Here is an 18,591-nt window from a genome sequence, read left to right on the forward strand (position 1 = left end):
CGTACGTACGGTGCAATGAGAGGTGCTGGGGGTAACTCCCCACATCTACTCTATTGTTTTTTTGCCAACAAGTGTGTCGTACAGGCTACAGCAAGAGATGGTGGTCAATCTGATTATCTGACCTATTTCGGTGGTAATGGCACTGGTGCTGCAAAGGAATTGGCATAAAACCCTTCACCCTTCATCTATCCCTTGGAATCCCCTGTGTTTATCGGGATTCCGCGCGAATAGATGAAGGGTGAAGGGTTTTTGCGTAATCCATTTTTATAATTACTGCTGCAATTTTTATAATTAGTGTTGCAATTTTTATAAATACTGCTGCAATAAAAATGCCTACTTATGGCACAATAGTGCCCTGCTTGGGGCACAAATGTTCCCTTTAAGCAGCAATTATACAGAAAGGGAAGTGATATTACCAACTATTGGTGCTATTTCCGCCGAGAAGCCGGAGGTAGTGATTTTGATTAATCACATCCCTCTGTCAGCTTGGCTACGGCATTAATCCAAGGTGCTGATTTGTTCCTTGGAGATTTCAAAAATGTGTTGTTGTGTTGAAGACTTGAAACGGTTTATTGTGTTGCCACCATGTTGCTTACGACAGGGGCGTTGCCACAATTGATGTTATCATCATTTTCGATTGCAAAATTATTATTTTATATAATGTATAAGGTGGAAAAAATATTTTTTAGTGGAGAAAAAATGTCGAATGTCCGAAATTTGTTATTTTTTGTAACATGTCTGACAGATTATTGAACCTTTTTACTTAATATTTCTCAATTAAAATGTTGTTTTGCAGAAAAAATGTGTATCTTTGCAAAATCAAAGGTACATTTTGTTATGAAAGAATGAAAATTCATCATTTCGTGTGTTCCTTGAATAATAATTAAACTAAAAACAAATCAAAGAAGCAAGGTACGGCAACGTGCTCTTGCAGGCAATTTTATTAATTATCAGTAGTAATATGGAACAAGTGTTTAGCTATATCATTAGCTTAGGTGCCAGCGTGATGATGCCTATCATCTTCACGGTTATCGGTCTGTGCATCGGAATGAAATTTGGTAAGGCGCTGAAGTCAGGACTCTTCGTGGGTGTCGGTTTCGTGGGCTTGGGTGTCGTAACTGCATTGCTTACTAAAAACTTTAATGATCCTCTGAAGTTAATTTCAGACATTTATCATCTGCAACTCAATGTCTTCGATATGGGATGGCCTGCAGCAGCTGCTGTGGCTTACAATACAGCGGTGGGAGCCTTGATTATCCCCATCTGCTTGGGTGTCAACTTCCTGATGCTTATCACCAAGACCACACGTACCGTGAACATCGATCTTTGGAACTACTGGCACTTCGCCTTTATCGGTGCTGTGGCTTACTTTGTGATGGGCGAGAGTCTGTTGTGGGGTTATTTCGCTGCTATCGTGTGCTATATCATCACATTGGTATGTGCCGATCTCACTGCAGAGAAGTTCCAGAAATACTACGACCTGGACGGTATTTCCATTCCACAGCCTTTCTGCCAGAGCTTCATGCCTTTCGCTATTGGTCTGAACAAACTCTTGGACATGATTCCCGGTTTCTCTAAGTTGGATATTGATGCCGAAGGACTGAAGAAGAAGTTTGGTGTTCTGGGCGAGCCATTGGTGCTCGGAGTTATCGTAGGCGCCTTGATAGGATGGGCTGCCCAGCTTGATATCAAAAAGATATTGTTCCTCGGTGTCACCATGGGAGCTGTGATGGAGTTGATTCCCCGTATCACCTCTTTATTAATAGACGGACTGAAACCTATCTCGGAGAAGACTCAGGAGTTGGTAAAGAAGAAGTTCAATGGCAAGAAGGTACACATCGGTATGAGTCCAGCACTTGTCATCGGTCATCCTACCACCTTGGTGGTGTCCGTCATCCTGATACCCGTCATCCTTGCCATCGCCGTATTCCTGCCAGGCAACGAGTTCTTGCCATTGGCTTCGCTGGCAGGTATGTTCTATCTCTTCCCACTCATCTTGCCTTTCACCAAAGGCAACGTGGTGAAGACCCTTATCATCGGTTTGATAGCTCTTATCATCGGACTTTATTTCGTTACCGATATGGCACCCGACTTCACGATGGCTGCCGATCAGGTGTATAAAGCCACTGGCGATAATGCCGCCCATATCCCTGACGGATTCTCGGGAGGCGCACTCGACTTTGCCTCATCCCTCTTTGGCTGGTTGATTTACCGTGGTGTCAAGTTGCAGTATGTCGGTATGGCCTTACTCTTTGTCATTACCATCATCCTGATGGTGGTCAACAACCGCAGAATCGTGAAAGAAGAGCGAAAAATGAAGAATAAAAAACAACAATAAAAATGAAGAAAACAATCTTATCTTTAGCAATGTTGCTCCTTGCCAGTGCGGGTTTTGCACAGTGCGGCAAGAATGCAGGTTATGAGGTAAAGGCAGAGAATGCCTATACCAACTACAATGTGCGTTATGCCAGCAATCCTCGTGACGCAAAGAATTATGACACCAAGCGTCTTCGTGGTGAGTTCGCCATCGAAAAGGTGATGGTTCCAGGTCAGGTGAACTGGACTTACACCATGTTCGACCGTTTCCTTATCGGTGGAGCCGTTCCTACAGCTACACCATTGAAGCTCACATCCATCGCACCACTCTATACGGAGAAGCCCAATGACCAGAAGAATCTTCTCGACAACAGAGAACTGGGTATCATCAATGTAGGAGGCGAGGGCATAGTAACCGTAGACGGCAAGAACTATACCTTAGGCTTCCAGGAAGCACTCTATGTAGGCCGTGGTGCCAAGGATATCACCGTTGCCAGCAAGGATGCTGCCAAGCCAGCCCATTTCTATATGAACAGTGCTACTGCCCATAAGTCTTATCCCACCAAGAAGGTAACGCTCAAGGAGGCTAACAATATCAAGGCAGGAAGTCTGAAGGAGAGCAACGACCGCGTGATCCATCAGTTGATTATCGATGGCGTGGCAGGTGTTCGCACATGTCAGTTGCAGATGGGTGTAACAGAGCTGAAGGAGGGTTCTGTATGGAACACCATGCCAGCCCACACACATCTTCGTCGTATGGAGACCTATTTCTATTATAATGTACCCGAGGGACAGAAGATTCTCCACGTAATGGGTGAGCCACAGGAGACACGTCCTATCTGGCTGAACAACGAGGAGGCTGTGATCGCTCCAGAGTGGTCGATCCACTGTGCTGCAGGTACCAGCAACTATACCTTTATCTGGGGTATGGCAGGCGAGAACCTCATCTATAACGATATGCAGGTAGTGAAAATTCCGGAATTGAAATAAATAACATTAAGACTTAAAAACTATATCAATGAATGCAATTCAAACAAGTAAAATGTCCAACTTCCGTTGGGTGATCTGTGCGTTGCTCTTCATCGCAACCACCGTCAATTATATGGACCGTCAGGTCCTTTCATTGACATGGAAAGACTTTATCGCACCAGAGTTCCACTGGACCGACGATCACTATGGTACTATTACCGGTCTTTTCTCTATCTTCTATGCCGTAGCCAACCTCTTTGCAGGTAAGTTTGTAGACTGGATGGGCACTAAGAAGGGTTATCTCATCGCCATCTTTGTATGGTCAACAGGTGCTGTGATGCACGCCGGCTGTGGATGGGTAGCCATGCAGATTGAGGGTTATGACTCTATCGAGGCACTTCGCCTGGTACAGGCAGGCAGCGATGCAGCAGTAGCCATTGCCACCATCAGCGTGTGGTTGTTCCTCTCTTGCCGTCTGATCCTTGCCGTGGGTGAGGCAGGCAACTTCCCTGCAGCCATCAAGGTGACAGCTGAGTATTTCCCAAAGAAAGACCGTGCTTTCTCCACAGCCATCTTCAACAGCGGTGCCTCGGTAGGTGCTTTGGCAGCTCCTGCCACTATCCCATTGCTGGCTCGCAGCATGGGTTGGGAGTGGGCATTCATCATCATCGGTGTGCTCGGTTATGTATGGATGGGTCTCTGGCTATGGCTCTACGAGAAACCATCAAAGAGCAAGCATGTCAACAAGGCTGAGCTTACCTATATCGAGCAGGATGAGGAAGCTGAGCAGGCTGCTCCTGCTGCTGCAGAGCAGACTGAGGAAACCGAGGAGAAGACTATCGGCTTCATGAAGTGCTTTACCTTCCGTCAGACATGGTCATTCATTGTCGGTAAGTTTATGACCGATGGTGTATGGTGGTTCTTCCTGTTCTGGGCTCCAGCTTATTTCTCTGACCAGTATGGTTATTCTTCAGACTCTGGCATGGGTATCGCCCTCATCTTTACTCTTTATGCTATCGTAACAGTACTGAGTATCGGTGGTGGTTATCTGCCAACCTACTTTGTGGACAAGAAGGGTATGAATCCGTATATCGGCCGTATGCGTGCGATGTTGATCTTTGCTTGCTTCCCTTTGCTCGGTTTGATAGCCCAGCCTATGGGTGAGTACAGCGCATGGTGGCCAGCTGTCATCATCGGTCTTCTCGGTGCAGGTCATCAGGCATGGTCTGCCAACCTGTATTCTACTATTGGTGATATGTTCCCTAAGAGTACTGTAGCAACCATTACAGGCATTGGCGCTATGGCAGGTGGTATCGGTTCCTTCCTTATCAACAAGGGTTCCGGTATGCTCTTCACCTATGCCGAGGGTCAGGGTTCTGCCTTCAGCTTCATGGGCTTCGATGGCAAGCCAGGTGCCTATATGATTGTGTTCTGCATCTGTAGTGTGGCTTACCTCGTAGGATGGTGCATCATGAAGGCTTTGGTTCCTAAGTACAAGCCTATCGTAGTGGAGTAATGACTCAACTTTCGCACATGCGAAACTTCAATAAAAAAAGAAGCGCATCAGCAAAATAAATGCTGATACGCTTTTTTTTTATTTTCTCTTTTGGGAGCCTTTTCCCTTTTCCCTTTTTTACCTTTTTACCTTTTTACTTTTTCCCCTTTTTACCTTTAAATAAATCCCTGCTTTCTGAGCGCCTCCATGAATCCGGTGCTCATGGCTTCGCAGTCCTTCTTGGTATATCGAATGTCGGTAAATACCTGTGCCAAAGTCTCTACCTGGTTGGTGCGAACAAACTCCTTGTTCTCTTCGAGTGCCTCTTTCTCGGCATAGAAGTCATCAATCTTCTCGGGGGTATAGTCGTCGAAGGTTTCGCTGTGTACGATGGAACGCAGTGGCAGACGGTCGGTCTGTGCAGGCTTTTCGTCGGGCCATCCAACGGTAAGGGTGGCAACAGGCATGACGAGTTGGGGCAGATGTAATGTGTCGATAATCATCTGTGGCATGTAGACCGTAGTGCCCAAGAAGCAGGTACCCAAGCCTGCCGCTTCTGCCAGGACTGTGAATGTCTGGGTGAAGAGCAGGGCATCGGTGGCGGCATTCATGAACGACAGGATGTTGTCGTAACCAGGATGAGCCTTGCGATGATTTGCCCATGCTGTGGTGCGGCGATAGTCGGCGCAGATGGTCAGTACAACTGGTGCTTGTGTTACCATAGGCTGGTTGAAATGGGCAGGCGCCAAGGCCTTCTTGCCTTCCTCGCTACGGGTTACCACAACGCTGTATAGCTGGAGGTTGCCCATGGTAGGAGTGCGCTCAGCTTCCTGCAGCAGGCTGTTGAGCAACTCTTCTGATATTTCGCGGTCGGCATATTTGCGAATGGATGTTCTGTTTTTTATTGATTCCATAAATTCTTATATATATAATTAATGTGTAAATTCTCTTACTGTCACATTGATGACAGCAGATCAATGCGTCATCGTTCGACTATGTTCATGCAAAGTTACACATTCTTTCTTGATTTCGGTGTATTCTTTTTCCTTTTTGTTTCATTTGTGCTGCAAAAAGTTGCATAGTTGGGAAATAAAAGTTAAATTTGCATCCAAATTTAGTAGAATATTCATAGAACATACTGTGTAAATGGAGAATATAGATCATATATCATTCGAACAGGCTTCGGCTGAGCTGTTGGAGAAAGTGCACCATACCCTTTCGGCTTTCCGGCAGCGTTTTGAAGGCGAGGATGTAGATTTCGCCAAGCTGCATCGTGAATTGGTGAAGCGGGTGAATGATGAGCTGGACGTACAGCCTTGCCATCCCGAGGTGGTGGAAGTGCGGCCCAAGGTGTTGGACTGTGATGTGGTGAGATTTCAGAACAATAAAGACAAGTGGGTGGCGCTTATCGGCTTGCTCGATGGTCATCCTTATGAAATATTTACAGGTTTGCTCGACGACGAGGAAGGCATCATGCTGCCCAAGTCGGTGATGAAAGGCCGAATCGTGAAGGAGGTGAACAACGATGGCACCAAGCGTTACGACTTCCAGTTTTTCAACAAGCGAGGATACAAGATGACCATTGAGGGACTGAGTGAGCGCTTCAATCCTGAATACTGGAACTATGCCAAGCTGATATCGGGCGTGCTCAGATACCGCATGCCTATAGAGCATGTCATCAAGTTGGTGAGTCAGCTGCAGTTGACCTCCGAGAGTATCAATACCTGGAAGGTAGGCGTGGAGCGTGCGCTGAAGAAGTATGTATGCGAGGAGACCCAACAGTCGGAGAAGGAGGATGAGCATGAAGGTAAAGAATAGCCGCATCTTCCTGCGCAATGTCAGGTTTCATGCCTATCATGGAGTGCTGGAACAGGAGCGCAGCGTGGGCAATGACTATGTGGTGAACATCGTGGCAGACTGCGATTTCACCCATGCCCTGCAGACCGATGAGTTGCAGGACACGGTGAGCTATGCCGACATCTACACCCTGCTGAAAGAGGAGATGGCTGTGCCCAGCAAGTTGCTGGAACATGTGGCAGGAAGAATAGGGGAGCGCCTCTTTGCCGAGTTTCCTGCTATACAGAGTCTCGACATCAGTATCATGAAGGTGAATCCGCCCATTGGTGCCGATTGCGATGGAGCAGGAATAGAAGTACACTTAATGAATTATAAAACTTTGTGCTAAATTTAGGTTTTCTGATTGGAAATGCTTAATTTTGCACCATCATAAGCAAATATATGTTTAGTAAGAAGATATTATCCTTGGTGGCCATGTGGCTTTTGTTGGTCTTGAATGCGTTCTCGGCCAACAAACGTTTTACGCTCGTTATCGATGCTGGTCACGGAGGACATGATGCGGGAGCCTTGGGAACCATCTCGAAGGAAAAGGACATCAACCTGTCGGTGGCGCTGGCTTTCGGAAGATACGTGGAGCGCAACCAGCCAGATGTCAGGGTGGTGTACACCCGTAAGACGGATGTGTTCATACCCCTGAAGGAAAGAGCCAATATCGCCAACAGGGCGAATGCCGACCTCTTCATATCGGTACATACCAATGCCTTGCCTGCGGGCAAGATAGCACGAGGATTCGAGACCTATACCTTAGGTATGCACAGGGCCAAGGACAACCTCGATGTGGCTATGCGAGAGAACTCGGTTATCTCGATGGAGAAAGGCTATCAGCAAACCTATCAGGGATTCGACCCCAGGTCGTCGGAGAGCTATATCATCTTCGAGTTCATACAGGGAAAGAATATGGAACGAAGCGTGGAACTGGCGCGAATGATTCAAAAGAGTGTATGCACTGGTGCCAACCGACCCAATAAGGGAGTACACCAGGCGGGATTCCTGGTGCTGCGCGAAACATCTATGCCAGGCTGTCTGATAGAGTTGGGCTTCATCACCACACCCGATGAGGAGCAACTCCTCAACTCGACTAACCGTGTGGACGACATAGCACGTGGCATCTATCAGGCTTTTGCCCAGTATAAGGATAGATACGACAAGGGCGTGTCGGTACCTTACCGTCCTACGGATGACGACAAGGCAGAGGTGCCTACCATCGTACCTTCAGACTATAAGGAAGAAAAGGCACCGGCAGTGGCAAAGCCAGCTACCCGATCAACCCGTGTTGCCCACCCCCGTACGGCACCCGTGAGAAAGGTGGAGGAGCCGGAGCATAAGCAGAACCAGAAAAAAGTGGTCAAAGCTCAGAACCAGACGAAGGATGCCCCCGTGTTCAAGGTGCAGATTCTGGCAAGCAGCAGGGTGCTGCGGACAGGAGACAGCCATCTGAAGGGTGAGACCGAATATGATTCCTATCAGGAGAACGGCATGGTGAAATACACTATGGGAGCCTCGACCAACTATAATGAGATATACCGACTGCGCAAGTCGCTGCTCGAAAAGTTCCCCGAGGCTTTCATCATTGCCTTCAAAAACGGACAGAAGTATGATGTAGGTCAGGCAATAAGAGAGTATAAACAGAACAAGAACAAATAAGATATGAAAATGAGCAAGGAAATAAAGATAGCTCTTGTGGCTGTCGTGGGCATATTGATTATGTACTTCGGAATCAACTTTCTGAAGGGCATCAACCTTTTCTCGTCACACAACTACTATTACATTACCTTTAACGACATTCAGGGATTGGGAGCCTCTACTCCTATCTATGCCGATGGTTACAAGGTGGGAACAGTAGACGCGATAGAATTTGACTATGGTCAGGATGGACCTATCAAGGTGAAGGCTGATATCGACAAGGCTTTGCGTATACCTGCCGGCAGTAAGGCAGAGATAGAGAAGGACCTCATGGGCAACCTGCAGGTGAATCTGCTCCTGGCCACCAATCCCCGTGAACGCATAGAGCCAGGAGGCATCATCCCCGGTGACGTGAATGCAGGAGCCATGGGAAAGGTGGCAGATATGGTGCCTGCCATCGAGAAGATGCTGCCCAAACTCGATTCTATACTGGGTAGCCTTAATGCTCTCCTTGCTGACCCTGCCCTGGCAGCATCACTGCACAATGTACAGACCATCACATCCAACCTCACCGTGTCTACCCGTGAGCTGAACACTCTGATGACAGGTCTCAACAAGCAGGTGCCTGGTATGATCAACCGTGCCAACGGTGTACTCGACAATACCAACAAGCTGACTGCCAACCTGGCCGGTCTCGATGTGCAGGGTACACTCGACAGGGTGAACCGTACCTTGGCAAATGCAGAGGAATTCACCAACAAACTGAATAGTGACAAGGGAACACTCGGGCTGTTGATGAACGATCCGCAGTTGTATCATAATCTCAATGCCACCATGCGCGATGCCGACTCGTTGGTTGTCAACCTGAGACAGCATCCTAAGCGCTATGTACATTTTTCAATCTTTGGCAAGAAAGATAAATAAAGATTTGTGTATTTGCTATTTATTTTATAACTTTGCAGACAGGTTCGCTTTGTTTGGAGCTGCCTGTAAAGTAAAAATAAATAGTAAATATATCATATAGAGAATGTTAGCAAGTCCAAAACCACTCTGGGATAATTGTCTCGCCGTTATTCGCGATGCAGTGAAGCCCGACCAATATAAGACTTGGTTTGAGCCCATCGTCTTCGAGTCGTACAAACCGGCTACGAAGACTTTGTTGCTTAGGGTGCCCAGTACCTTCTTCTATGAGTATCTGGAGGCTAACTATGTGGACTTGCTGAGCAAGGTGCTGCAGCGTAACTTCGGTGAGGGAGTAAGATTGACTTACCGTGTCGTTGCCGACTTGGAACACAAGAAGACGATAGTCCTCGAAGCCGATCCTAATGATGTGGATGTGGCTGAGCAGAGACGTATACAGGCCGAACAGCCTAAAGTGCAGCAGCCCGAAGACATCGATACGCAGCTTGATCCTAAGCTCACGTTCAACAACTATGTGGAGGGTGCCAGCAACAAGTTGCCGCGTTCGGTAGGCTATTCTATTGCCGAACATCCCAATACCACTCAGTTTAACCCCATGTTTATCTATGGTCCGTCTGGTAGTGGCAAGACGCATCTTGTCAATGCCATCGGTGTGCTGACCAAGAAGACTTATCCCAAGAAGAGAGTGCTGTATGTCAGCGCACGCCTCTTCCAGAACCAGTATATAGAGGCGGTGCTTCACAACTCCACCAACGATTTCATCAACTTCTATCAGACAATAGACATGCTGATAGTGGATGATATTCAGGAGTGGGCAGGAAAGACCAAGACCCTTAATACCTTCTTTCATATCTTCAACAGCCTCTTTCGTAACGGAAAGAGAATCATATTGGCGAGCGACCGTCCTCCGGTAGAACTGAAGGATATGCCCGACCGACTGCTTACCCGTTTCTCTTGTGGACTGGTGGCAGAGCTGGAGAAGCCGAATGTGCAACTCTGCGTGGACATTCTGGTAAGCAAGATACGAAGAGATGGGTTGCAGATTCCTGCTGATGTGGTGGCTTTCATTTCACAGACTTGTAATGGAAGTGTGCGCGACCTCGAAGGTGCTATCAATGGACTTCTGGCTTACAGTATCGTATATAACAGCAATATCGATATCCGACTGGCAGAGCGTGTCATCAAGCGGGCTGTGAAGATTGACGACCATCCGCTCACAATGGATGATATTATAGATAAAGTATGTCATCATTTCAATGTCACTCCTACAGCCATTCACAGCAAGAGCCGTAAGCGTGAGTTCGTGGTGGCAAGACAGGTGACGATGTTTTTGGCTGCCAAGCATACCAAAATGCCGGCCTCGCGTATAGGAAAGCTCGTGGGCAACAGAGATCACAGTACGGTGATTCACAGTTGCACAAAGGTAGAGCAAAGACTGAAGCTGGATGCTGACTTCAGAGATGAACTGACCAGCATAGAAAACTCATTGAAGCTGAAAAACAACGAATAGTTAGTTTTTTAGCTTCAATGTTTTATAGAACTTTCGTAAGTAAGTTCAGAGGTTATAGTAGTTATTTATTGTTTTATCATCTTCTTCCATTTGAAATAGCCTGCTACGGCAATGATGACATACAATCCGTAGAGACCAGCCTTGAAGGGTATGCCTTTTACGATATACAGGTAGCAGCATACTACATCGACGATGATCCAGAAGAACCATTGCTCGATGTACTTGCGTGCCAAGGCCCACAGACCCACAAAGCTCAGGGCGTTGGTGAAACCGTCGAGAAGTGGAACCGTAGAATTAGTATAGGTTGCCAATATATAATAGGTGAGTCCCCATGCCACAAGGAAGAAGACGGTGGCAGGAAGATAGAGCGACTTGCGCATGCGGGTAATCGGCAGCTCTTCCTCAGCCTTTTGGTTGTGCTTCTTGCCAAACTTCCATACGGCATATCCATAGACTGCAGCCACGGTATAGTAAGCAGCCATACCGGCATCGCCATAAAGACCATGACCCCAGTAAAGCCAGATGTCAAGGGCTGGCATCACAATTCCTATCAGCCAGAGATAAATGCTGGCACGGTACTCCAACAGGATGTAAACCAGTCCGAGTACCGTGGTGATGATGTCTAAACCATGTGATGTGATGAAATCCATCATGATGTTTTAGTCGTTTTGTCGATGATTAGAAATTGATAGAGAGATGAGCCATGCAGTTGAATGGTGCTGATGGAGCAAAACCTGCTGCACCATAGTCGCGGCTACCCCATAAGTTGACTGCAATTACCTTGCCGTCTACCATACGATATGTTGGTGCTGCCCAACCATTGTTGTCGTACTTCGTATCGAAGATGTTGTAGAGTGTCACACCGATGGTGGCATCCTTCAAGCCGATCTTCTTCAAAGAGAAGTGGTAGCTCAGGTCAATGTTGGTGGTGAAGTGCTTCTTCAATAACAGGGTCTCGTAGCAAGTATTGCCAACTGGCTCGTAGTCTTCGTTTACATTGTCGTTGCACTCCATGGTCTTGAAACCGGTGTTGGTCAGGTATTGGTCGCTGACATACTGGCTCTGGATGGCAGCCTTGAAACCTGCGTACTGGAAGGTGAGGATGTTGTTGAAGATGAAGTCAGGAGAGAAACTTAGTGGTGTCTCACCTAAGTTGACGTTGGTCTCGCCATCTTCCAATGTTACCATCATATCCTTGGCACGGTTCTTTGACCATGTGGCATTGGCATCCCATTGGAACCAGCTTACTGGCTTCCATGCAGCCTCCAACTCTACACCCATACGATAAGTCTTTTCGAAGTTGCGTGTTACAGCCTCGCCGATGCTATTGAGCTCACCTGTCAGCACAAACTGGTTCTTGTAGTTCATATAGTAGAAGTTGGCACCGGCTGAGAACTTGCTGCTCTGGTACTTATAGCCCAGCTCCAAATCGTTGAGACGCTCGGCCTTAGGCTTCTCAGAACCTGCATTCCAAGCCTCGTAGTTATTTCTTACTGGTTCCTTGTGTGCGATGGCGTAAGAGATGTACACCTTGTTGTTGGCGTTGATATCGTAGTTGAATCCAAACTTAGGATTGAAGAAGTCGTACTTCTCGTTAATGATATAGTCACCAGTGAAGCTGTTGCCAATGAACCAATCGCTTGGGTCTTGCATCTTCACATTAACGTGGCGATACTGCAAGTCGAGGAAGGCGCTGAGACCCTTGACAAACTCGTAGCTTTCCTTGCCATAGATGTTGAAGTCGGTCTTCTTGGCATTGTTGCGATAGTACTCGAAATTATTGACACGAGCGATATCTCCGTTTACCTTGTGCCAAAGCACATTTCCCCAGTGGTCACCATCATATTTGTTCCAACCACCACCAATGTTAGCGGTGAGGTTCTTCTGGTTGTCGTAGTTGACGGAAGCGATTGCACCATAGAAGTCGTTGCCCATCTGCTTGCGACGGATGAGATCATTCTTCAGTTCGGTTGTGTTCAGACCATACTCGGCATAGTCTTTATGGCACTTATACTCTTCGTAGTAACCATCGCCACGGGTATAGTGGAGCGCAGCATTGAGGTTCCAAAGATTGGTGAGGCGCTGGTTCCAGATGAGCTGATAGTTCTGAGAGTGATAGTTATCAGTTTGGTTGTCATAGTAAGCGCGGTTTCCGTTTACATCTGTATATTCGCCACAAGAGTTGTAGCGACGGCCATAAAGGCTCTGCTCATACTTGGATGTGTAGTTCCATGCGTGGTAAGTTTCCTCCTGACCATTGAAGGTGATGAACTTCACCATGGTGTTGTCGCTGAAGTAGCCTGCCTGGAGGAAGTAGCTGTTCAACTTGGCTGAAGCACGGTCGAGATAACCCTTGCTGCCGATGTTGGACAGTCGTCCCTGCAAACCCCAGTGGCCGTTGATAAGACCTGTGCTGAAGCGAACAGTCTCCTTGTGAGAGTAATAGCTGCCGCCTGATACGTCAAGACCAACGTATGGCTTGGCACCAATATTGTCTGTCAGCATGTTGACAGTAGCTCCGAAGGCACCTGCGCCATTGGTAGAGGTTCCCACACCACGTTGAATCTGTATGCTCTGTGTGCTGGAAGCGAAATCGCTGAAGTTGACCCAGAAGAGTGAACTGCTCTCGGCATCATTCATAGGGATTCCGTTGGCTGTGATGTTTACGCGGCTTGGGTCTGTGCCACGTACTCGAAGCGTGGTATAGCCGATTCCGTTACCTGCATCCGAGGTAAGAGTGATAGAAGGAGTGAGTGCCAACAGGTAAGGAATGTCCTTGCCATAATTGACAGCCTGAATATCGTTTTTGCTGACATTGGTGAAAGCCAAAGGTGCTTTCTTGCTTGCACGTGTCGAAATAACCTGGACCTCCTGCAGCTGTCTTGCCTTCAGAGTGTCGATGCGTTCTCCTGCTTTGTTTTTTTTTTGCAGCACCGGCTGTAGTCGCTACGCCGAAGATGAAGGCTGCAAAAAGCAACAAATCTTTTTTCATTTCCTTTTATTATATATAATGTATAAAATATAAAGAGGTGTGTGGATATAGAACACAGGCAAGCCATGAGGCTTGCGCCTGCCATCGGTTTTTCTCATTTTCCCTACGCCAGCATTGCCTGGACAGGTTCGATGGGTCTGATCTCAGCATCCGCAACTGCGGTAGCACCCCTTAGTTAGCATTTTGCTAACCGGGTGCAAAGTTACAACAAAAGATATATACTGCAAAATAAATCGAATGTTTATTTTGTTTTTGTTTTAAGGCTTCTTCTTTTTATTGGACTGGAAATAAGGTTTATGGAATTTTGATAAGAACAAGAAGAAGATTTTTTTGTAGATTTGTTATGTAGTTCGCATTTTTTTTATATTTTTGCAGCATATCTTTAACCTAAACAATATATGAAGCATAAGAGGAAATTTATATGTAGAATGATTTGTGCCCTGGCGCTGTCGGCTCCTTTGGCAGTAAAGGCTCAGAGCGAACAGTCTTTCGTGTTGGACACATTGCATCTGCCGGGAACAATGAATGTCGTTGAGCCGGAACTGCTCAAAAAGGGTGTGGTCAATAATGCACTCGATGCCTTGAACGGACAGACGGCAGGTGTGAACGTGACAAGCAATGGACTTGACCGAATGGCCATGCTCAACTCTGTGCGTGTGCGTGGCACCACGTCTATCATGGGCGGCAGCGATCCGCTGGTTATTATCGATGGGGTGACATCGGATGTGGCTACGCTTGCTACTATTTATCCTGCTGATATCGAGAGTTTTACTGTGCTGAAGAATGCCAGTGAGACAGCCCTTTATGGATCGCGTGGTGCCTCGGGTGTCATACAGGTAAAGACCAAGAAAGGAACGGGTAGGGGATTTCAGATCTCTTACGAGGGGAACTTCGGACTTGAGGCCATGTGTAAGAGTATGGAGATGCTCAATGCTGCAGAATACATTGCTGCTGCGCAAAAATTAGGACTCGAGTATAACGATAAAGGCTACAATACCAATTTTCGTAAGGCAATTACCCGTACCGGACAGGTGCAAAACCATTATCTGGCTTTCAGCGGCGGTACTCCGCACAGCAACTATCGGGCTTCTTTTGGCTATATAGACCACAATACCATCATCCGAAGCAAGGGGTATCGCAACTTGGTGGCAAAGATTGATGTTACACAGAAAGCCTTCGGCGACAGGCTCACGGGCGACTTCGGCGTGTTTGGATCTTCATTCAAGAACAACGATATCTTCGATAATCAGATGCTCTTTTATTCGGCTGATGCCATGAATCCCACCTATCCATATGACAGAGTGAATGGCAGCTGGCTGAAGAATGGATCGGCTTCGCAGATCAATCCTCCCGGAGCTTTGTTGGTTGAGCGGAATGACACAAAGAACATGAATTTTAATGCTCATCTGAAACTGAGCTATGACATCTCGAAAGACTTGAGCGTTTCTGGTTTTGGGGCTTACAGCTATGCTTCTAACGAGAACGACCAGTTTTGTCCTACATGGGTCTGGGCTCAGGGCAATCTGTATCGCGGTGAGTTCAAGAGTGAGGAATGGCTTGCCAATGTGCAGGCAAACTATCAGCATGTATGGGGAATACACGACCTGAAGGCGATGGCGGGCGCTGAGTATCAGAAAGATGTGCGCTCGGGGTTCTGGACTTCTGCCAAGGGCATTACCAACAACGATATGGGTTATCATAACATAGGCGCTGCTGCCTCACGACCTTTTGGAGGTACCGACAGCAATTATGAAGACCCAGCGCTGGCTTCGGTGATGGCTGGAGCCGACTATACTCTGTTAGGCAGATATGCCGTATCGGTGTCGGTTCGTGGTGATGGTTCCTCGATGGTTGGCGATGATCATACCTGGGGCTTTTTCCCGTCGCTGTCGATGTCGTGGGACATGAAACGCGAGAAGTGGTTGTGTCATATAGATGATATCACGATGCTGAAACTTCGTACGGGTTATGGACGTTCGGGAAATCTTGGAGGAATTTCTTCTTATACCACCATGAATACGGTGCGGCAGAATGGTATCGTGTCAATAAACAGCTCGCCTACGGTGACGATGGGCATGATAAGAAACAATAATCCAGACTTGAAGTGGGAGACTCGTTCCACCTGGAACATTGGTGCCGACTTGGGATTGTGGAACAATCGGCTGGTCATGACGGCAGAATATTATTACTCCAAAACGACTGATATGCTTTATGCCTACGATGTGCCGGTTCCGCCATTCGCCTACGACAAATTGCTGGCGAATATAGGCTCGATGAGCAACCAAGGGCTTGAAATCGGTTTCTCGGTTACTCCTGTGCAGAAGAAGGATATGGAACTTAATATCAATATGAACCTGGCGTGGCAGAAGAACAAACTCTTGTCGCTCAGTGGCGAGTATAAAGGCATGCAGATGTCGGCAGCCGATGTGACGGCTATGGGAGGCTTGTCGGGAGCTGGGCAGCATGGAGGTTACAACAATGTGGTTTATCAGATTGTCGGTCAGCCGCTGGGAGTCTTCTATCTGCCTCATTGCAAGGGATTGGTAGAGGATGGAAACGGACATTATCGCTATGATATTGAAGATCTGGACAGGAATGGAACGGTGGACCTGAGTGATGGTGGCGACCGGTATATTGCTGGTCAGGCTACACCTAAGGTCACACTGGGTTCGAATGTCAGTTTCAGATATCGCGACTGGTATCTCTCCTTGCAGATGAATGGTGCCTTCGGACATAAGATATTCAATGGTACGGGATTGGCTTACAACAATATGTCGAGTTTCCCCGACTATAATGTGCTGAAGGGGGCACCCGAGAAAAATATTGTAGACCAGAATGTCTCTGACTATTGGCTGGAGAATGGTGATTATCTGAATATCGAATATCTCACCGTGGGATATGACGTGCCCATTAAAAAGGGAGTGGTAAAATCGCTGCGCTTTTCGCTGAGTGTCAATAACCTGGCGACGATAACAGGTTACAGTGGGTTGACACCGATGATTAACAGTTATGTGGTCAACAGTACGATGGGTATTGATGATAAGAGGACTTATCCCGTTTATCGCACTTACTCTATGGGTTTGAGCATTCAATTCTAAAAACATCTTGCAGATATGAAACACTATACCTTATTATATATAGCATGGGCAGCTATGTGTCTTACCTCCTGTCTTGACGAACATCCTAAAGACCAACTTGGCGAAGATGCCATCTATGGGTCGGCTTCTGAAATATATACCAATGCGGTGGCTTCGCTCTACAACTATATAGGAAGCGCCAATGAGAGTGAGGGAATACAAGGCACGTGCCGAGGTATTTATGATTATAATACTCTCACCACCGATGAGGCGATCATTCCAATTCGAGGTGGCGACTGGTATGATGGAGGATTATGGAACGCCATGTATCAGCATCGATGGACTGCTGACGATCAGTCGCTCTACGATACATGGAAATTTCTGTATAAGGTCATCGTGCTGGCTAACAAGTCCTTGGATGTGATCAATGAAAAGAAAGACTTGCTCTCTGTTCAGCAACAGCAGGAATATGGGGCAGAAGTGAAGGCTGTGAGGGCCTTGTTCTATTACTATGCCATGGATATGTTCGGGCGGATTCCATTGATTCTTTCTTCTTCCGAACAGGCTTCGTTAGGTGTGGATTTGGGACAGGTGCCGCGCAGTACAGTCTTCCGTTTTGTTTTTAACGAGGTGCAGCAGGCTTCGCCTTTTCTCCCTGACGAACATAGCAACAAAGAGGGGAAGTTCTATGGGCGTATCACACAGCCTGTAGCAAACTTCTTGTTGGCTAAGTTGGCGTTGAATGCTGAAATCTATACCTATGACGACTGGACGTCCGGTTATCAGAACCGGCCTCGAGGAAAGGATATTGTCCTGAACGTTCCTGTAGAGAACCATAACGCAGATGATGCTGCCGGAAGATTGGCAGACAAGCCTGTTGTCAATGGAAACTACCAACTGAATGCCTGGGAAACCTGTATCTACTATTGTGATAAATTGGCAGAGGAGGGTTATATGTTGGAGGATGATTATGCTGCCAATTTCTCTACTCACAATGAAAACTCTCGTGAGAATATCTTTACGATTCCTATGGATAAGAACGTGTATGTCAATCAGTTCCATTATCTCTTCCGCTCTTATCATTATGCGCATGGCGGGCTCTTTGGATGGGGCAGTGAGAATGGTACTTGTGCTACGGTTTCCACGATGAGGACAAACCATTATGGTGAGGCAGATGAGGATGCACGATGCAAGGCCAATTTCGTGGCTGGTATGGTGAAGGTTGATGGAAAGAATGTTCTGATGGATAATGGTAAAGCTCTTGAATATCAACCTCTTGAGGTGAAACAAAATCTTACTAACAGCCCTTATGTCAAGACTGCGGGCGCCAGAATGGCTAAGTATGAGGTGGACCGTACTGCTTATATGGACGGTAGACTGATAAGCAACGATATTGTGCTTTTCCGTTATGCTGATGCTCTCTTGATGAAAGCTGAGGCTAAAGTGCGCAATGGAGAGGATGGTAGTGCCGAACTCGATGCTGTGCGCTTGCGTGTAGGAATGCCTGTCTGTGAGGCTTCACTCGAGAATATCTTGCGCGAACGTTTGCTTGAACTTGTTTGGGAAGGTTGGAGGCGTCAAGACTTGATTCGCTTCGGCCTCTTCACTGGGGCTTATGATCTACGAGAACCATTGCCAAACGAACAGTCAGGCTACACGACGGTGTTCCCCATTCCGCAAAAGTGTATCAATCTGAATAAAAAACTCATTCAGAATAAGGGGTACGAAAAATAGAGGAATATCAGAAGACTTTGGTCATAATAGGTGGCTGACGTTGGTCTTAATAGATGACCAGAATTGGCCTTGATAGGCGAGGCAAGTCTTTGCCTTG

General features: G+C 47.1%; 12 protein-coding genes and 1 pseudogene. 10 read left to right on the top strand and 3 right to left on the bottom strand.

Going from position 1 to position 18,591, the window contains the following annotated elements:
- The first annotated feature begins 961 nt into the window (after positions 1 to 961).
- Genes F7D20_RS12755 through F7D20_RS12765 form a run of 3 tightly spaced genes read left to right on the top strand, consistent with a single transcriptional unit; the run spans position 962 to position 4,801 of the window.
- Positions 962 to 2,338 (top strand): PTS galactitol transporter subunit IIC, encoded by a 1,377-nt coding sequence (locus F7D20_RS12755; RefSeq protein WP_158464375.1) that lies wholly within the window; start codon positions 962 to 964, stop codon positions 2,336 to 2,338.
- A gap of 2 nt (positions 2,339 to 2,340) precedes the next feature.
- A complete protein-coding gene (kduI, locus tag F7D20_RS12760; RefSeq protein ID WP_158464376.1) occupies positions 2,341 to 3,306 on the top strand; it encodes a 5-dehydro-4-deoxy-D-glucuronate isomerase in 966 nt (321 codons plus the stop codon).
- Positions 3,307 to 3,334: 28 nt separating this feature from the next.
- The gene (locus tag F7D20_RS12765) at positions 3,335 to 4,801 is read left to right on the top strand and encodes an MFS transporter (RefSeq protein WP_158464377.1); all 1,467 of its coding nucleotides are present in this window, start codon (positions 3,335 to 3,337) and stop codon (positions 4,799 to 4,801) included.
- A gap of 155 nt (positions 4,802 to 4,956) precedes the next feature.
- On the opposite strand, the gene F7D20_RS12770 is transcribed toward F7D20_RS12765, so the two are convergent.
- Positions 4,957 to 5,694 carry a nitroreductase family protein gene (locus tag F7D20_RS12770; RefSeq protein ID WP_158464378.1) on the bottom strand — a complete coding sequence of 246 codons (738 nt, stop codon included), beginning with the start codon at positions 5,692 to 5,694 and terminating at the stop codon, positions 4,957 to 4,959.
- Between the two features lie 400 nt (positions 5,695 to 6,094).
- Here F7D20_RS12770 and F7D20_RS12775 point away from each other — a divergent pair.
- From F7D20_RS12775 to dnaA, 5 genes and pseudogenes are all read left to right on the top strand, one after another.
- A pseudogene (locus F7D20_RS12775) lies at positions 6,095 to 6,598 on the top strand (adenosylcobalamin-dependent ribonucleoside-diphosphate reductase); the annotation flags it as partial.
- Positions 6,582 to 6,965: a dihydroneopterin aldolase gene (folB, locus tag F7D20_RS12780; RefSeq protein WP_158464379.1), complete on the top strand. Its 384-nt coding sequence runs from the start codon at positions 6,582 to 6,584 to the stop codon at positions 6,963 to 6,965. The pseudogene F7D20_RS12775 and the gene folB, both read left to right, overlap by 17 nt.
- A 53-nt stretch (positions 6,966 to 7,018) precedes the next feature.
- Complete coding sequence (locus F7D20_RS12785; RefSeq protein ID WP_158464380.1) at positions 7,019 to 8,281, top strand: N-acetylmuramoyl-L-alanine amidase family protein; 1,263 nt, start codon at positions 7,019 to 7,021, stop codon at positions 8,279 to 8,281.
- 3 nt (positions 8,282 to 8,284) lie between these two features.
- Entirely contained in the window at positions 8,285 to 9,184 is a 900-nt protein-coding gene (locus F7D20_RS12790) for an MlaD family protein (protein WP_158464381.1), read from the top strand.
- Positions 9,185 to 9,287: 103 nt separating this feature from the next.
- On the top strand, positions 9,288 to 10,691 hold the full coding sequence (gene dnaA / locus F7D20_RS12795) for a chromosomal replication initiator protein DnaA (protein WP_158464382.1): 1,404 nt from the start codon (positions 9,288 to 9,290) through the stop codon (positions 10,689 to 10,691).
- Positions 10,692 to 10,756: 65 nt separating this feature from the next.
- Here dnaA and pnuC read toward each other — a convergent pair whose 3' ends face one another.
- Together pnuC and F7D20_RS12805 are read right to left on the bottom strand one after the other, a co-directional pair.
- Positions 10,757 to 11,344, bottom strand: a complete 588-nt coding sequence (gene pnuC, locus F7D20_RS12800; protein WP_158464383.1) for a nicotinamide riboside transporter PnuC — start codon at positions 11,342 to 11,344, stop codon at positions 10,757 to 10,759.
- Between the two features lie 25 nt (positions 11,345 to 11,369).
- On the bottom strand, positions 11,370 to 13,625 hold the full coding sequence (locus F7D20_RS12805; RefSeq protein ID WP_367383935.1) for a TonB-dependent receptor: 2,256 nt from the start codon (positions 13,623 to 13,625) through the stop codon (positions 11,370 to 11,372).
- A gap of 456 nt (positions 13,626 to 14,081) precedes the next feature.
- On the opposite strand from F7D20_RS12805, the gene F7D20_RS12810 reads away from it, so the two are divergent.
- Positions 14,082 to 16,781, top strand: a complete 2,700-nt coding sequence (locus tag F7D20_RS12810; protein ID WP_158464384.1) for a SusC/RagA family TonB-linked outer membrane protein — start codon at positions 14,082 to 14,084, stop codon at positions 16,779 to 16,781.
- A 15-nt stretch (positions 16,782 to 16,796) separates the two neighbouring features.
- On the top strand, positions 16,797 to 18,494 hold the full coding sequence (locus F7D20_RS12815; RefSeq protein ID WP_158464385.1) for a RagB/SusD family nutrient uptake outer membrane protein: 1,698 nt from the start codon (positions 16,797 to 16,799) through the stop codon (positions 18,492 to 18,494).
- Positions 18,495 to 18,591: the final 97 nt, after the last annotated feature.

This window comes from Segatella copri (genome assembly GCF_009495355.1).
In the GTDB taxonomy this organism is placed as follows: domain Bacteria; phylum Bacteroidota; class Bacteroidia; order Bacteroidales; family Bacteroidaceae; genus Prevotella.

What these genes read in the sequence shown, in the direction of transcription:
- F7D20_RS12765 (WP_158464377.1), top strand. Translation starts at nt 3,335, where the DNA reads ATGAATGCAATTCAAACAAGTAAAATGTCCAACTTCCGTTGGGTGATC.
- folB (WP_158464379.1), top strand. Translation starts at nt 6,582, where the DNA reads ATGAAGGTAAAGAATAGCCGCATCTTCCTGCGCAATGTCAGGTTTCAT.
- F7D20_RS12755 (WP_158464375.1), top strand. Translation starts at nt 962, where the DNA reads ATGGAACAAGTGTTTAGCTATATCATTAGCTTAGGTGCCAGCGTGATG.
- F7D20_RS12790 (WP_158464381.1), top strand. Translation starts at nt 8,285, where the DNA reads ATGAAAATGAGCAAGGAAATAAAGATAGCTCTTGTGGCTGTCGTGGGC.
- F7D20_RS12785 (WP_158464380.1), top strand. Translation starts at nt 7,019, where the DNA reads ATGTTTAGTAAGAAGATATTATCCTTGGTGGCCATGTGGCTTTTGTTG.
- pnuC (WP_158464383.1), bottom strand. Translation starts at nt 11,344, where the DNA reads ATGATGGATTTCATCACATCACATGGTTTAGACATCATCACCACGGTA.
- F7D20_RS12810 (WP_158464384.1), top strand. Translation starts at nt 14,082, where the DNA reads ATGAAGCATAAGAGGAAATTTATATGTAGAATGATTTGTGCCCTGGCG.
- F7D20_RS12770 (WP_158464378.1), bottom strand. Translation starts at nt 5,694, where the DNA reads ATGGAATCAATAAAAAACAGAACATCCATTCGCAAATATGCCGACCGC.
- kduI (WP_158464376.1), top strand. Translation starts at nt 2,341, where the DNA reads ATGAAGAAAACAATCTTATCTTTAGCAATGTTGCTCCTTGCCAGTGCG.
- F7D20_RS12815 (WP_158464385.1), top strand. Translation starts at nt 16,797, where the DNA reads ATGAAACACTATACCTTATTATATATAGCATGGGCAGCTATGTGTCTT.
- dnaA (WP_158464382.1), top strand. Translation starts at nt 9,288, where the DNA reads ATGTTAGCAAGTCCAAAACCACTCTGGGATAATTGTCTCGCCGTTATT.